General features: G+C 62.2%; 16 protein-coding genes. 5 read left to right on the forward strand and 11 right to left on the reverse strand.

The window, feature by feature from the left end; genetic code table 11:
- Positions 1-63 precede the first annotated feature (63 nt).
- Positions 64-894: an Fpg/Nei family DNA glycosylase gene (mutM, locus tag OH764_RS01615; protein WP_498847796.1), complete on the forward strand. Its 831-nt coding sequence runs from the start codon at positions 64-66 to the stop codon at positions 892-894.
- A gap of 6 nt (positions 895-900) precedes the next feature.
- Positions 901-2,049: an A/G-specific adenine glycosylase gene (mutY, locus tag OH764_RS01620; protein ID WP_498847797.1), complete on the forward strand. Its 1,149-nt coding sequence runs from the start codon at positions 901-903 to the stop codon at positions 2,047-2,049.
- A 23-nt stretch (positions 2,050-2,072) separates the two neighbouring features.
- On the opposite strand, the gene OH764_RS01625 is transcribed toward mutY, so the two are convergent.
- The 11 genes from OH764_RS01625 to kdsD form a co-directional block, all read right to left on the reverse strand.
- On the reverse strand, positions 2,073-2,708 hold the full coding sequence (locus OH764_RS01625; protein WP_027777800.1) for an LON peptidase substrate-binding domain-containing protein: 636 nt from the start codon (positions 2,706-2,708) through the stop codon (positions 2,073-2,075).
- Between the two features lie 39 nt (positions 2,709-2,747).
- Positions 2,748-3,641 carry an RNase adapter RapZ gene (rapZ, locus tag OH764_RS01630; protein ID WP_027777801.1) on the reverse strand — a complete coding sequence of 298 codons (894 nt, stop codon included), beginning with the start codon at positions 3,639-3,641 and terminating at the stop codon, positions 2,748-2,750.
- Between the two features lie 102 nt (positions 3,642-3,743).
- The gene (gene hprK, locus OH764_RS01635; RefSeq protein ID WP_007179412.1) at positions 3,744-4,712 is read right to left on the reverse strand and encodes an HPr(Ser) kinase/phosphatase; all 969 of its coding nucleotides are present in this window, start codon (positions 4,710-4,712) and stop codon (positions 3,744-3,746) included.
- Positions 4,713-4,851: 139 nt separating this feature from the next.
- On the reverse strand, positions 4,852-5,367 hold the full coding sequence (locus tag OH764_RS01640) for a PTS sugar transporter subunit IIA (RefSeq protein WP_498847798.1): 516 nt from the start codon (positions 5,365-5,367) through the stop codon (positions 4,852-4,854).
- Between the two features lie 315 nt (positions 5,368-5,682).
- Positions 5,683-6,039, reverse strand: coding sequence for a ribosome hibernation-promoting factor, HPF/YfiA family (hpf, locus tag OH764_RS01645; RefSeq protein ID WP_027801235.1), 357 nt, complete (start codon positions 6,037-6,039; stop codon positions 5,683-5,685).
- Positions 6,040-6,210: 171 nt separating this feature from the next.
- Positions 6,211-7,725, reverse strand: coding sequence for an RNA polymerase factor sigma-54 (locus OH764_RS01650; protein ID WP_498847799.1), 1,515 nt, complete (start codon positions 7,723-7,725; stop codon positions 6,211-6,213).
- A 178-nt stretch (positions 7,726-7,903) separates the two neighbouring features.
- Positions 7,904-8,689, reverse strand: coding sequence for an LPS export ABC transporter ATP-binding protein (gene lptB / locus OH764_RS01655; protein ID WP_020066965.1), 786 nt, complete (start codon positions 8,687-8,689; stop codon positions 7,904-7,906).
- A complete protein-coding gene (gene lptA / locus OH764_RS01660) occupies positions 8,686-9,357 on the reverse strand; it encodes a lipopolysaccharide transport periplasmic protein LptA (protein ID WP_310356667.1) in 672 nt (223 codons plus the stop codon). The genes lptB and lptA overlap by 4 nt, the downstream gene beginning before the upstream one ends.
- A gap of 30 nt (positions 9,358-9,387) precedes the next feature.
- Entirely contained in the window at positions 9,388-9,987 is a 600-nt protein-coding gene (lptC, locus tag OH764_RS01665; RefSeq protein WP_020066963.1) for an LPS export ABC transporter periplasmic protein LptC, read from the reverse strand.
- Positions 9,984-10,544, reverse strand: coding sequence for a KdsC family phosphatase (locus OH764_RS01670; protein ID WP_020066962.1), 561 nt, complete (start codon positions 10,542-10,544; stop codon positions 9,984-9,986). Before OH764_RS01670 ends, lptC begins: the two co-directional genes overlap by 4 nt.
- Positions 10,544-11,527, reverse strand: coding sequence for an arabinose 5-phosphate isomerase KdsD (gene kdsD, locus OH764_RS01675; protein ID WP_027804461.1), 984 nt, complete (start codon positions 11,525-11,527; stop codon positions 10,544-10,546). The genes OH764_RS01670 and kdsD overlap by 1 nt, the downstream gene beginning before the upstream one ends.
- Before the next feature lie 185 nt (positions 11,528-11,712).
- Between kdsD and OH764_RS01680 the strand changes: the two genes are divergently transcribed.
- From OH764_RS01680 to OH764_RS01690, 3 genes are all read left to right on the forward strand, one after another.
- On the forward strand, positions 11,713-13,716 hold the full coding sequence (locus OH764_RS01680) for a monovalent cation:proton antiporter family protein (protein ID WP_498847800.1): 2,004 nt from the start codon (positions 11,713-11,715) through the stop codon (positions 13,714-13,716).
- Between the two features lie 75 nt (positions 13,717-13,791).
- Positions 13,792-14,358, forward strand: a complete 567-nt coding sequence (locus OH764_RS01685; RefSeq protein ID WP_498847801.1) for a purine phosphoribosyltransferase family protein — start codon at positions 13,792-13,794, stop codon at positions 14,356-14,358.
- Positions 14,359-14,416: 58 nt separating this feature from the next.
- The gene (locus tag OH764_RS01690; RefSeq protein WP_498847802.1) at positions 14,417-15,031 is read left to right on the forward strand and encodes a LysE family translocator; all 615 of its coding nucleotides are present in this window, start codon (positions 14,417-14,419) and stop codon (positions 15,029-15,031) included.
- Positions 15,032-15,046 lie beyond the last annotated feature (15 nt).

Consider the following 15,046-nt stretch of genomic DNA (forward strand, 5'->3'; position numbering starts at 1 on the left):
GATTGTAACGCGCTCGCTACAATACGCGCACAATCACTCACGCAAGTTGCAGACCAGTTAGACATGCCAGAGCTGCCAGAAGTTGAGGTTACCCGACGAGGTATCGAGCCGTATGTGTCCGGCCGCAAGGTGCAGCGCGTCGATGTCCGTACGCCCGCGCTGCGGTGGCCGATTCCCGCGGACCTTGCGAAGACCTTGCGAGGGCACGTCGTGCGCAACGTCGAGCGGCGCGGCAAATATCTGCTGTTCGAAATCGACGCCGGGTGGTTCATCGTGCATCTTGGCATGACCGGCACACTGCGTGTATTGCGTCATGTGCCGCATCCTCCGGCTGCGGCGAAGCACGACCACGTCGACTGGATTTTCGACGATTTCATTCTGCGCTTCCGCGATCCGCGACGCTTCGGCGCGGTGCTGTGGCATCCGCGTGAAGCCGGCGACGTGCTCGATCATCCGTTGCTTGCGAGTCTTGGCGTTGAGCCGTTTTCGCCCGCATTCTCAGGCGCGCTCATGCACCGGCTCACGCGCGGGCGCAAGGTGTCGGTGAAGCAAGCTCTGCTGGCCGGCGAAATCGTGGTCGGCGTGGGAAATATCTATGCATCCGAAAGCCTCTTTCGCGCGGGTATCCGGCCCACCATTGCGGCAGGCCGCGTCTCGCTCGTACGTTACGGCTTGTTGGCAGATGCGGTACGCGTGACGCTTGCAGCGGCGATCGAGAAAGGCGGCAGCACGCTGCGTGATTTCGTCGGCAGCGATGGCGAAAGCGGGTACTTCCAGCTCGATTATTTCGTCTATGACCGCGCGGGGCAGCCGTGCCGCGTGTGCGGCACGCCGATCAGACAGATCGTGCAAGGTCAGCGCTCCACTTACTTTTGTCCCACCTGTCAGCGCTAATTTTCAATGCCTTCCCGCTTAACTCCGAACTCCGGTCCGCGTTCCGCACCGTCCGCCGCGCCCGCTGTATCCGCAGCGTCCGCATCTGCACTGACGTCCGGGTTTGCCGCCCGGCTGGTCGCGTGGCAGCGTAAGCATGGGCGCCATGATCTGCCATGGCAGAACACGCGCAACGCCTATCGCATCTGGCTGTCGGAAATCATGCTGCAGCAGACGCAAGTCGCGACGGTGATTCCGTACTACGCGAAGTTCCTCGCGCGCTTTCCGGATGTTGCCGCGCTTGCCGCGGCTCCTGTCGATGACGTAATGGCGCTCTGGGCCGGCCTCGGCTATTACACGCGCGCGCGCAATCTGCATCGCTGCGCGCAGGCGGTCGTCGAGCGGCACGGCGGCGAGTTCCCGGCTTCGGTGGACGAACTTGCGGAACTGCCTGGCATCGGTCGTTCGACGGCGGCGGCGATCGCGTCGTTCGCGTTCGGCGCCCGAGCGACGATTCTCGACGGCAACGTCAAGCGTGTGCTCGCGCGAGTGTTCGGCGTCGAAGGGTTCCCCGGCGAGAAGAAGGTCGAGAATGTTATGTGGACGCTGGCTGAATCGCTGCTGCCGTCGAATGCATCTGACGACGAAGTCAGCGCGTACACGCAAGGTCTGATGGACCTCGGCGCCACATTATGTGTGCGCGGCAAGCCCGACTGTTTGCGTTGTCCGTTCGCCGCCGACTGTGTTGCGAACGTGACGGGACGTCAACGCGAACTGCCCACCGCGCGTCCGAAGAAAGCGGTGCCGACGCGTCGCACGTGGATGCTCGTGCTGCGCGACGGCGACGCGGTAATGCTCGAAAAGCGCCCGCCGTCCGGTATCTGGGGCGGCTTGTGGAGCTTGCCCGAGGCTGCGGACGAAGCGGCGCTCGCCACGCGAGCGCGAAAATCCGGCGGCGACGGTGCGGTGTCGCCGCTCGCGCCGCTCACACATGTATTCACGCACTTCAAGCTGGAAATCGAGCCACGGCTCGCAGAGTTCGATCGCAGTGTCGGCGCTCTCGCGGCGTTAGGCGATGCGGACACGGCCTGGGTGTCGGTGAGCGACCTCGATTCTTTCGGCGTGCCCGCACCCGTACGGAAACTTCTGGAAAGTTTGCAGGGTTCGCTGATCTGAGCGGTCGCGCTCAGAGTCGCTGCTTACAGCAGTTGATGCTGCTGCATATAGTGATGAACCACGTCGATGCGCGCGCCGGCATCCAGCATTTCCATGAGTTTCTGCCGCGCTTTTAGTGCGATCGGCAGTACTTCGGCGAGACGGTTGGACACCCACGACGGGTCTTCGAGTTTGAACGGTTCCGCAAACGGCAAGCTTTCCGGATCACGCTCCTGGATCGTCGCGATGATGCGCTCCAACACCTCTGCACAGGCGCCGAACTTGGCGAGTTGCTGGTTACCTTCCAGCGGCCGGTCTTCGCCGAGCGGCTCGGCCATACCGACCAGCAAACCGCTGCTTTCCACGCGATGCGACAGCAGCCGGAAGCGCCGCGTGCCGCGCGCGCGGATCAACAGCATGCCGAAGGTCTCAACGTCGCATTCTTCAATTTCGGCGAGGCAGCCGATTGATTCGGGCACCGAAGGCTCGTGTTCCCGCGCGACCTCCGCGCCGCTTTTCAACAGGCACACGCCGAACGGCGTCTTTTCGCGGAGGCAGTCGCGCGCCATATCGAGGTAGCGCGCTTCGAAGATTTTCAGCGGCAGAATGCCGTCAGGAAACAGAACGGTATGCAGCGGGAACAGCGGCACATCGGCAAGCACAGTAGAAGTAGAGGACATGGCGCAACGCTTCGAGTTAAGGCCGCGCGATGCGGCCGGTTAAGCCACTAACTTCGATGACGCCCCGGCGTCGACCGGTGCGTCGCGATGCCGCACGATTACATTCGCTGCATTGGCGAGACGCGCGGCAAGCGTCTCCGCAATGAACACCGAGCGATGTTGGCCACCCGTACAACCAATCGCGACTGTTAGATAACTGCGATTGTCGTCGCGGAAATGCGGCAGCCATTTGGCGAGAAACTTCTCTATATCGTCGATCATTTCATGAACGACCGGCAGCGCGTCCAGAAAATCGATCACCGGTTTGTCGAGACCTGTCAGTGGTCGCAACTCATGGTCGTAGTACGGGTTCGGCAGCGTGCGTACATCGAACACGAAATCGGCGTCGAGCGGCACGCCGCGTTTGAAGCCGAACGACTCGAACATCAGCACGAGACCTGCATGCTCCTGCTCGATGAAACGCTTCACCCACTGGCGCAGCACGTTCGCGCGCAGATTGCTCGTGTCGATCTGATGGCCGAATTCGGCCAGTCCCGCGACGAGCTCACGCTCGCGCTCAATTGCTTCCGCAAGCGACGTGAGCAAGCCGACATCTGCGTCATGCGCGGTCGAGCCCGACAACGGATGGCGGCGACGCGTTTCCGAGAAGCGCTGAATCAGCGACTGCGTGCTCGCGTTGAGGAACAGCACCCGCACGTCGTGAGCGCGCGAGAGGTCGCGAATCATCGCGGGCATGTCGTCGAGTGACGCACTCGAGCGCGCGTCGATCGCGACCGCGAGACGGTCATTTCCGTCTTCGGCGAGGTAGGAGGCGAGTTCGGGCAAAAAGCGCGGCGGCAAATTGTCGACGCAGTAATAGCCCGCGTCCTCAAGCGCGTTGAGCGCGACGGATTTGCCAGAGCCGGATATGCCGGTGATGAGGATTATGCGCATGGAGTCGTGAAATCGGTCCGTTTCATCATAGCATCTGACTGCTCTCGCGCGTACCTGCAGCGGCCACTGGCGTGGGCTGCAAGTACTCGATGTACGACCGACTCAGATCAGTTTGCCGGGGAACTGACTATCCGGGTCCTGCATGGCGAGGCGCTGCCGGTCCATGAAGTCACGGAGTGTGTCGATGCCGCGCAATTGCAGGATGGTATTGCGCACCGCAGCTTCGACCAGCACCGCGAGGTTGCGGCCTGCGGCCACCTGAATCGTGACCTTGCTGATGGGTAGGCCAAGCACGTCGACGGTTTGGCTCTCCAGCGGCAGCCGCTGGAATTCACCGTCAGGACGGCGTACCAGTTGCACGATCAACTTGAGCTTCATTTTCCGGCGCACGGCGGTTTCACCAAAAATCGTCTTGATGTCGAGCAGCCCGAGGCCGCGCACTTCCAGCAGATTTTGCAGCAGCGGCGGGCACCGCCCTTCGACGAAGTCCGGGCCTAGCCGGACGAAGTCGACCGCGTCGTCGGCGACGAGGCCGTGGCCGCGGCTAATGAGTTCAAGACCGAGTTCGCTCTTGCCGAGACCCGAGTCGCCGGTGAGCAGCACGCCCATTCCGAGAATGTCGAGAAACACGCCATGCAACGTGGCGCGCGGCGCGAGAATGCGCGACATGTAGAGGCGCAGGCTGTCGATCACCGCGGCCGCCGACATCGGCGTCGTAAAAAGCGGTGTGGACGAGCGCGTGCAGCGAAGCACCAGTTCCGGCGGAGCCGCGACGCCGCCCGCCACCACGAGGAACGGCGGTTCCAACGCAATCAGTTCGGCCATGTGGCGCGAGCGGTCTTCGTCGGTCTGGCGCTTGTAATAGTCGATTTCGGCGTCGCCGAGCACCTGGATCCGGTTCGGGTGGATCAGGTTCAAGTGGCCGACGAGGTCGGCGCTCGACGTGGCATTCGCGACCGATTCTGAAGAAAAGCCGCGTTCCCAGCCTTCATGCCCTGTCAGCCAGCTTAGCTTCAGCGTGGCGGCGTTATCGTCGAAAATGCTCTGGGCGTTGATGCTGGACGTATCCATGAGTCAGTGACTCCAGTGTTGGCCGCTTGCCGGGCAAACCGCTGGCCACGCTGATGCGGGCCGTGCGCCGAGCCTGGCTATATCCGCACGCGGGCGGTGGGACGTGCGGATAGGCGGCGTGCGGATGACCGCCGTTGCATCAAGGTTGCCACTGAGTGAGCAGGCGATGCAATGATTCGCGGTCTACTTCCGTATGCAGGCGCTCGCGGGCCTCGCGATCGGACAAAAGTTGCGCGATTTCCGAAAGGATTTCGAGATGCTGCTGCGTGGCCTGTTCAGGCACGAGCAGGAAGATCAGCAGCGAGACCGGCTGGCCGTCGGGCGATTCAAAAGGAATGGGTTCGGCCAGACGGACAAACGCGGCGAGCGGCTGCTTGAGTCCTTTGATGCGGCCGTGCGGAATCGCGACGCCTTCGCCAAGCCCTGTCGATCCGAGGCGCTCTCGCGCAAACAGATTGTCTGTGACCGTGCTACGGGCGATGCCGTTCTGGTTCTCGAAGATGAGGCCCGCTTGCTCGAACACGCGCTTTTTGCTGGTGACCGATAGTCCGACGACGACGTTCTCGAGGGGAAGAAATTTGGCTAAACGATTCATGTTGACAGGCGGAAACGTGGCCTGGGTTCTCCTCGCTGGGGCGATTGATTGGCGTTCCATTCGTTTGATGCTCACCGCGATGTGCGTTGGAGTCCGAAAGCACAGTACTCCGGCAGACCGCGTGCATGCGACCTAGACCCCGATGGTAACCGGAACATTATAGAACAGGGCGGCGGCGTATGGTGCGGCGCGCCATCAATGCTCAATAGGTTCTTTTCCAAGGGTGATTCGCGCCGCGGCAACGTTGCCGATCGTCCGGTGAAAACCGCCAAGCAATCGACAAGCATTCGGCAAACAAACCGCGATCCCAACGAAAAACCGCCCGAATGCGGGCGGTTGAGGTGAAGCGAAATGAAGTAAGTCTTCTAATTTCGCTTACTGCGGCGGCACGTCAAGTTGCGGCGCCGGTTGATACTTGATCGCTTCGTGCTGATGGCCTTGCAGGCGATCCTTGTGACGTATCACTTGCCGGTCGAGCTTGTCGATCATGAGATCGATCGCAGCGTAGAGGTCGCTGTCGCAGCTCTCGACAAAAATGTCCTTGCCCTTCAGATGCAGGTTGATTTCAACCTTTTGCCGCTTTTCCTTTTCCTTGTGGTTGTCGACCGAGAGGACCACACTGCCGTCGATGACCTGATCGAAATGTCTTAGCACCCTATCCAGTTTGGTGATCACGTATTCGCGCAACGCAGGCGTTACTTCGAGGTGGTGTCCACTGATCTGCAGATTCATAGTGCTTCTCCAAGCTAATGGCCGCTTGGTCCGCACGATGACGTAGGTCCGGTCGATCTGTCGGCTTGCCTGAGTCGCCCCCCGGTGACTGACTTCTGGCAGGTCGCATCGGCCGGCCTGTCCGCCAACTTGCGGAGCGGCCGGTAAATGCCCGCCACGGAAGGCGACGGGCTACAGAGACTTGCGCAGGTTGACTGCCGGAATCCTGAGTGCTTCGCGATACTTCGCGACGGTGCGCCGCGCGACCACGAAGCCCTGTTCCGCCAGCAGTTCGGCTATGCGGCTGTCTGAAAGAGGCGTTTTTGCGTTTTCCGCTCCTATCAGTTGCTTGATGAGCGCGCGAATGGCCGTGGAAGAGGCCGCGCCGCCCGTGTCTGTCGAAACATGTGATCCGAAGAAGTACTTGAACTCTAGCGTCCCGAACGGGGTGAGCATGTACTTGCCGGTTGTCACACGCGAGACAGTCGACTCGTGTAGGCCCAGCGTATCAGCAATTTCCCGCAAAACCAAGGGGCGCATAGCAATTTCGCCGTGCACAAAAAAGCTCTTCTGGCGCTCCACAATGGCCTGCGCAACGCGCAAAATTGTTTCGAAACGTTGCTGGATATTCTTGATGAGCCAGCGCGCTTCCTGCAGTTGCTGGCGCAACGAACCGCTGCCCGGATCGCCGCGGTTGTTGCGCAGAATATTGGCGTACAGGTGATTGATGCGCAGCTTCGGCACCACTTCGGGATTGAGTTCGGCCTGCCACCCCTGGGCGGTTTTGCGCACCATGATGTCCGGCACCACGTAGTCCGCTTCGGCCTTGCCGTACGCTGCGCCGGGGAACGGTTCGAGCGAGCGGATCAGCATGTGCGCGTCGCGCAGGTCGTCGTCGTTTGCTTTCAGATGCTTGCGCAGACGCGTGAAATCGCGCGCGGCCAGCAGTTCCAGATAATGGGCGACGATTTCGAGCGCGAGCGTTCGCGTGGGCGAGGGCGGCAGCCGCAATAGTTGCAGCCTGAGACACTCGGAGGCGGAACGTGCGCCGACGCCCGCCGGGTCGAAGCTATGCAGCAGCGCGAGCGCCGCATTCAGTTCGTCGAGGTCGACTTCGAGTTCTTCGGGCAGATCCGCGAGCACTTCGTCGAGCGTGGCGGCAAGGTAGCCGTCGTCGTCTAGCGACTCGATCAGGAAGGTAATCAGCGCCCGGTCACGCTGACCAGCCTGCGTAACGCGGAGTTGCGCCATCAGGTGATCGCGCAGCGAAGTACTCGATTCGTGAATTTGCAGCGGCGGTAGATCGTCGTCGTCGGAGGCGTTGCCGGAGCGGCCGTAGTCGTCGAGATTCCATTGCGACGCGTCGCCGTTGCTGTCGCCCGAGAGGCCGTTGTACTCGTCTACGCCTTGCGGCTCGCCGTTTTCCGCGCGCTCACTGCTGCTGGACGATGACGAGCCGTTGCCGCCCATCTGGTCGGGCGGCGCTGACGAACTGGGTGCCTGGGTAATCAGGGAACCGTCGGCCGCCACGCGAAGCGGGCTCGCGATCCAGTCGTCCTCGTTCTCGAGGAGCGGATTCTGCGAGATCGCGGTTGCCACTTCCTGCTGCAGTTCGAGCGTGGACAGCTGAAGCAGCCGGATGGACTGCTGCAGTTGCGGGGTCAACGCAAGATGCTGCGATAGGCGGAGTTGGAGGCTGGCTTTCATGGCAAGTTCAGATTCATTGTAGAGAGTTTGCCACGACCGCGATACCTTGCGAATTCGCAAATTACGCTGCGCCGGTCCCGGCGACGCCGGGCGGGGGCCGCCCGCGACAGGAACAGGCCGGGCGCTTGCCACGGAAGAACCGGCTGACGCGCGCGGCGCCGCCGATTCCCGCGAGCACTTACATGCGGAAATGCTCGCCCAGATAGACGCGCCGCACGCTTTCGTTTTCGATGATTTCGCTCGGCGCGCCGGCGGCCAGCACGCTGCCGTCGCTGATGATGTAGGCGTGATCGCAGATACCGAGCGTTTCACGCACGTTGTGGTCGGTGATTAGCACACCAATATTGCGCTGCTTCAGAAATTTAACGATCTTCTGGATTTCGAGCACCGCAATCGGGTCGACGCCCGCGAACGGCTCGTCCAGCAGAATGAAGCTCGGATTAGTGGCGAGCGCCCGCGCGATTTCCACCCGGCGGCGTTCGCCGCCCGACAGCGACAACGCAGGATTGTCGCGCAAATGCGAAATTTGCAGCTCGTCCAGCAAGGCTTCCACGCGGCTCGTGATTGCGTCTTTTGTGAGGCGCTTGCCGTTGTCTTCGTGCTGCAATTCCAGCACCGCGCGAATATTCTGCTCGACCGAAAGCTTGCGGAACACTGAAGCTTCCTGCGGCAGATACGAGAGCCCGAGCGAAGCACGCTTGTGGATCGGCAACAAGCTGATGGACTTACCGTCCAGATCGATTTCGCCTGCGTCGAGCGGCACGAGGCCGACGATCATATAAAACGACGTGGTCTTGCCCGCGCCGTTTGGCCCGAGCAGCCCGACCACTTCGCCGCTTTTCACGTCGAGCGAGACGTCTTTGACGACTGTGCGGGAACCGTAGCGCTTCTTCAGATTGCGTACGACCAGCGAACTACTGGTGCCGGCCGGCTTGCGATTGGGGAGGGACGCGGAAGTGCTCACTGATTCGGCGCTCCCTGAATCGTGGTGGACGGCGCGAGCGTGGCCGACGCACCGTTCAGCGGCGCCGCGCCGCCGTTTCGCGGCGAAAGCATTGCGCGCACACGGCCGCTCGGATTGCCCGGTCCCGCGACGTCCTTGCCTGCCTTTGCGGTATAGAAGTCTTTCTGCCCGTCATATGTGATGACGCTGCCGTGCACCTGGTCCATCACCGTGGAAAGGCCTTGCAGACGCTTGACGGTCGCATTCGTGGTGAGCGTGGTGAGGTCCTGCTTGCCGTCGTAGTCGATACGAACGGCCGTGCCTTCGATGTATTCATCGAGACCTTCGCGCTTCTGGCGGAAATACGACAGATTGCCGCCGGTCGAAGTGCCGGTCGCGTACTGATAGCCTTGCGGGTCTTGCGTCACGTCGACACGGTCGGCCTTGATCACGATCGTGCCTTTGGTCGCGACCACATGGCCGGTGAAGATGTTGACCTGTTTGAGGTCGTCGTAAGTCATGTTGTCCGCTTCGATATTGAGCGGCTTGTCCTTGTCGGCGCGGTCTGCGTGCGCGAGCGGCGCGAAGCCGGCGAGCGGCAACGCGATAATCAGCGCAGCAAGTCCGGCGCGGCACGCGGACAGGGTTCGCGAGCGGCCGGTATGAAAACGGGGGAACGATTCGTTCATGCAGTCACGCCTGGAATGGATTTACCCGGGTTACTTGGGCGAGCTGCCGCCGGCGTCGGACGCGGCGATCGCGCCTTTCACATTGCCGAAGAGCTGCATTACCCGGGTGACGTTGTTGTAGTTCATGCCGCTGGCAGTCATTACGGAGACGCCGCGCTGAAGTTTAACCGGCTTTTCCGTCTCGATCACATCGTCGTTGACCAGCACGCGGAAATGCTCGGAATCGGCTTGCATCTGCGGATCGCCATAGCCTGGCGCGCGCAAAATGCGTGCATTGCCATACAGGTCAACGATGGACGCGTCGCCGTTGACCTTGCCGGTGTCGCCGGTTGCAGTGACGATCGGCTTGCCCGGCTGGAACGCGCGCATCGCGGGCTTGACCAGATCGCTCAGCTCGTCGTCTTCGTAGTGAACCAGCGACTGCGCGGTCAGGCGATATTGCGTGGAGCCCGACTGATCGAGTTCGGAAACCGAAAAGTTGTCGGCGAAGTAGTCGGGCGTATGCTCCTTGGGACGCACCGCGCCTTCGTTTTGCCGCGGCAACGTGGCTTGCAGAAGCCACCACGTGATGCCCGCGAGAGCGGCCATCGCGACGAGCGGGATCAGCGAAGTCAGGCGAAACTGATTCATCCGACGAGGCCCCGCTGTTCGCCGCTACAGGCGGCCGCGAGCAGCGCCTCGTACTTGTGCTGGGCGCGCAGCAGCGTGTCGCACACTTCACGGGCCGCGCCGTGGCCGCCGCGCGCCTCGCTGACCCAGTGGGCTCGCGCGATCACTTCAGGATGCGAATTAGCCGGCGCAGCCGCGAAGCCGACCTTCAGCATCACGCCGAGATCGACCCAGTCGTCGCCCATGTAGCCGCATTGTTCCGCACTCATGCCGGTCGCCTGGAGCAACTCCGCGAACGCCTGCGGCTTGTTCTCGATGCCCTGATACACGTGCGTGATATGCATCTCTTTCGCGCGCGCGGCGACGATGCCCGACTTGCGCCCGGTGATGATCGCCGTTTCAATACCGGCCTGGCGCAGCAGCTTCATGCCGTGGCCGTCCATGGAATTGAAAGCCTTCATCGTGTCGCCTTCCGCCGTGAAGAGCAGGCCGCCGTCGGTCAGTACGCCGTCGACGTCGAAAATCATCAGCTTCACGCGGCTTGCGCGTTCGGTAGCGGTAGGGGGCGCGACGGCCATCAGATCACCTTTTTCGAGAACAGGTCGTGCATGTTGAGTGCGCCGATGAGCTTGCCCGCTTCGTCGACGACCAGCATCTGATTGATGCGATGGCGCTCCATCAGTTCCACGGCTTCCACTGCGAGATGATCCGGACCGATGGTGCGCGGGTCGGCGGTCATGACCGAAGCGATCGACAGCGCGCGAAAATCGCCGTCACGCTCCAGCACGCGGCGCAAGTCGCCGTCGGTGAAAATGCCCTTCACGCGGTCTTCGCTATCGACGATCGCGGTCATGCCCATGCGCTTGGCCGTCAACTGGAACAACGCGTCGCGAACGGTCGCTTCGGGCGTGACCTTCGGCACCTGGTCGCCCGTGCGCATCACGTCGCTGACATAAGTAAGCAGGCGCCGGCCGAGTGCGCCGCCCGGATGCGAACGCGCGAAGTCGTCGCGGCCGAAGCCACGCGCGTCGAGCACGGCGACCGCGAGCGCGTCACCGAGCGCGAGCGCCGCCGTGGTGCTCGCCGTAGGCGCAAGATTCATCGGACAGGCTTCTTTCGCTACGGCAGAATTCAGATGGACGTCGGCCAGTTTCGCGAGACTCGACGACGGGCGTCCGGTCATTGCAATCAGCTTCGCGCCGATCCGCTTGATGAGCGGCAGGATGGCCACGAGTTCTTCGGTTTCGCCGGAATTGGACAACGCGAGAAATACGTCGTCGGCGGTGACCATGCCGAGATCGCCATGGCTCGCTTCAGCGGGATGCACGAAGAACGCCGGTGTGCCCGTGCTGGCCAACGTGGCCGCGAGCTTGCGCGCCACATGCCCGGATTTGCCGATGCCCGAGACGACCACTCGCCCGCGGCAACCCATGATGAGTTCGACCGCGCCGACGAAGGCGCCGTCGAGTTGATCGCGAAGCGCGCGCACGGCGTCCGCTTCGATGTCGAGCACGTCACGAGCGAGCGCAAGTGCCCGGTCGCCATTGATTTTCGCTATCATTCGCGAAGTATAGCAAAGGCGCTTGTTCGCCGCGCCGGGCCTGCTGTGCAAAGCCGCTGCCTTCATCAGCCCCTTCAACGGCCCCTTTATCGCCCCCTATAACGGCCCCTCAACCTTGTCGCACGGCGTGTTGCGTGCGCGGTTCCGCTGACGAACGAGGACGCTTTACTCATGCGTTTTTGCCGATGATTTCCCCGCTCGAAATGACGCTTTTCCTGCTGCTGGCCTCGGTCGCGGGCGTGGTGATTTTTCGCTTTCTGAACCTTCCGCCGATGCTCGGCTACCTGAGCGTCGGCATCGTCGTTGGGCCGAATGCGTTGGGCCTCGTTCCCGATTCCGTGGGCGCGCAGAACCTCGCGGAGTTCGGCGTCGTGTTCCTGATGTTTTCGATCGGCCTCGAGTTTTCGCTCGCGAAGCTGCGCTCCATGCGCCGGCTCGTGTTCGGTCTCGGTCTCTTGCAGGTGTTGGGCACGATCGCGATCGCGGTCACGCTCGGTTTTGTGTTCGAGCGTTGGGTGCATATCAAATGGCAGGCGAGCGTTGCGCTCGGCGGCGCGCTGGCGATGTCGTCGACGGCGATCGTCAGCAAGATGCTCGCGGAGCGGCTCGAGATAGAAACCGAGCATGGCCGCAATATCTTCGGTGTGCTGCTTTTCCAGGATCTCGCGGTGGTGCCGCTCCTGATCATTATCTCGGCGCTGGGCGGCGATTCGAAAGACCTCGTCAACGCGCTCGGCGTCGCGGCCATCAAGATCGTCGTCGCTTTGTCGCTGCTGCTGATCGTCGGACAGCGTTTCATGACGCGCTGGTTCAATGTGGTCGCGCGGCGCCGCTCGCAGGAACTGTTCATTCTCAATCTGCTGCTCGTGACGCTCGGCTCGGCGTTCATCACGGACAAGTTCGGGCTGTCGCTCGCGCTGGGCGCATTCATCGCAGGCATGTTGATCGCGGAAACGCCGTACCGGCATCAGGTGGAAGAAGACATCAAGCCGTTTCGCGACGTGCTGCTCGGGCTATTCTTCGTCACGACCGGCATGCTGTTGAATCCGCGCGTGATCTGGGAGCATCCGCTGATCGTGCTCGGCTTCCTGATTGGTCCGATCCTGCTCAAGGCGGTCATGATCACGGGACTTTCGCGTCTGTTCGGCGCGTCGCCGGGCGTCGCCATGCGCACCGGTATCGGCCTCGCGCAAGCGGGCGAGTTCGGTTTCGTGCTGCTGAATCTGATTCTCGACAAACATCTCGTCGACGCGACGCTTCTGCAGGCAATTCTTGCGGCGATGCTGCTGTCGATGCTCGCCGCGCCGTTCCTGATCCAGAACGCGGACCGTATCGTGCTGCGGCTTTCTTCGACTGAATGGATGATGCAGTCGTTGCAAATGACGCGCATCGCCACGCAGAGCCTGAAGCAAAGCGGCCACGTGATCATTTGCGGCTACGGGCGCGCAGGACAGAACCTTGCGCGCATGCTCGAACACGAAGGTTTGTCGTATGTCGCGCTGGACCTCGACCCGGACCGCGTGCAGGCGGCAGCCGCCGCAGGTGAGTCGGTCGTGTTCGGCGATGCGGGCCGCCGCGAATCGCTGCTCGCGGCCGGGATTCATCGCGCCGCGGCGATCGCGATTACGTATGCGAACACGCCGTCGGCATTGCGCGTGCTGCACAACATCCACGAGCTGGAACCGACGCTGCCGGTGATCGTTCGTACCGTCGACGACGCCGATCTGGAAAAGCTGCTGGCCGCCGGCGCGACCGAGGTGATTCCCGAGATCGTGGAGGGGAGCCTCATGCTCGCTTCGCACACGCTGGTGGTGATGGGCATACCGATGCGCCGCGTGGTGCGCCGCGTGGAAGAAATGCGCGACGAACGTTATGCGCTGCTGCGCGGCTATTTCCACGGCGCCGACGACATGGACGACGACGACGGCCACGAACAGGTGCGGCTACAATCGGTCCCGGTCGACGAGAATGCCGACGCGGTTGGCCGCACGCTCGCGGACCTCGGTCTGTACGAACTGGGTGTCGAAGTGACGGCGATTCGCCGTCACGGCATTCGCGGCGTAGAGCCAGACCCGTCCACCAAGCTGCGCGCGAGCGACATTGTCGTGTTGCGCGGCTTGCCCGAACAGTTGGCGCAGGCCGAGGAATGCCTCTCGAAACACCGCCGCGCGGGCGCCGCAGCGGCGTAGCAATTGCTGCACCGTTCGTGCGGCTGCACAGATTCAGCTTTTCATTGGACCTGTCGAGGTCCATCCGGAGACATCATGTCAAACGCGCTCGCGAGCGCGCCGCTCGATGCGGCCGACTACATCAAGAGTCATATTCGCACCGTGCCCGACTGGCCCCAGGCCGGCGTGCAGTTCCGCGACATCACGCCGCTGCTTCAGGAGCCGAAGTCGCTGCGGGTGCTTATCGACCTGTTCGTACAGCGTTATATCGATGCGAAGCTCGACTACATTGCGGGGCTTGATGCGCGCGGTTTCATCATCGGGCCAATTCTTGCGTATGAGTTGAATCTGGGCTTCATTCCGATTCGTAAGGAGGGCAAACTGCCCTACAAGCGCGCGTCGCAATCTTATGAACTCGAATACGGCACGGCCACCGTCGAGATTCACGAAGACGCTTGCAAGCCGGGCGACCGCGTGGTGATCATCGACGATCTGATCGCAACCGGCGGCACGATGATGGCCGGCAAGATTCTGCTCGAGCGGCTCGGCGCGATCGTCGTGGAAGGTGCGGCGATTATCGACTTGCCTGAACTCGGCGGCTCGAAACTGCTCGCCGAGGGCGGGCTGTCGCTCTATACAGTGACGAGATTCGACGGTCATTGAGCGCGCGGCAAACTCGCCGCTACGCACTTCGCCTTGTGCAATAAAGAAGGTAAGAACGATGCCCAACTTCATGTTGTTCCTTGCCACGTCGATTGCGATCACGATGGCGCCCGGTCCGGACAATCTGCAAGTGCTCGCGCGCGGCATCTCGCAGGGCCGTGCGGCTGGTCTGGTGGCCGCGCTCGGCTTTGCCGCGGGCATCACGTTTCACACGACGCTCGCCGCACTCGGCGTGGCAGCGCTGTTACGCTCATCGCCGTTCGCGTTCCAGGCGATCAAGCTGGCCGGCGCGGCGTATCTCGTCTGGATCGGCGTCAAGGCGCTGCGCAGTCAGGGCCTCGCGACCGCGCACGAACGCGCGCCGCAACCGTTGACAACCGTGTTCCGCCAAAGCGTGCTCGGCAATCTGCTCAATCCTAAAGTGACGCTGTTCTTTATCGTATTTCTGCCGCAATTCGTGCAGCCGCACGGCGCGCAAAGCGTCACCGTGCAAATGCTCGAACTCGGCGCGCTCTTCATGTTGCAGACCCTGGCGGTGTTTTCGCTGTTTGGCGTGTGTGCGGGAATCATCGGCGGGTGGTTGAAGCGCCGGCCGCGTGTCGGCGTGTGGCTCGACCGTCTTGCCGGCGCCACCTTCATTGCGATCGGGATCCGAGTCGCGTTGCGTGACTGATCTGGCTCATCGCCG

This window comes from Burkholderia sp. M6-3 (assembly GCF_050858985.1).
Lineage (GTDB): Bacteria > Pseudomonadota > Gammaproteobacteria > Burkholderiales > Burkholderiaceae > Paraburkholderia > Paraburkholderia caledonica.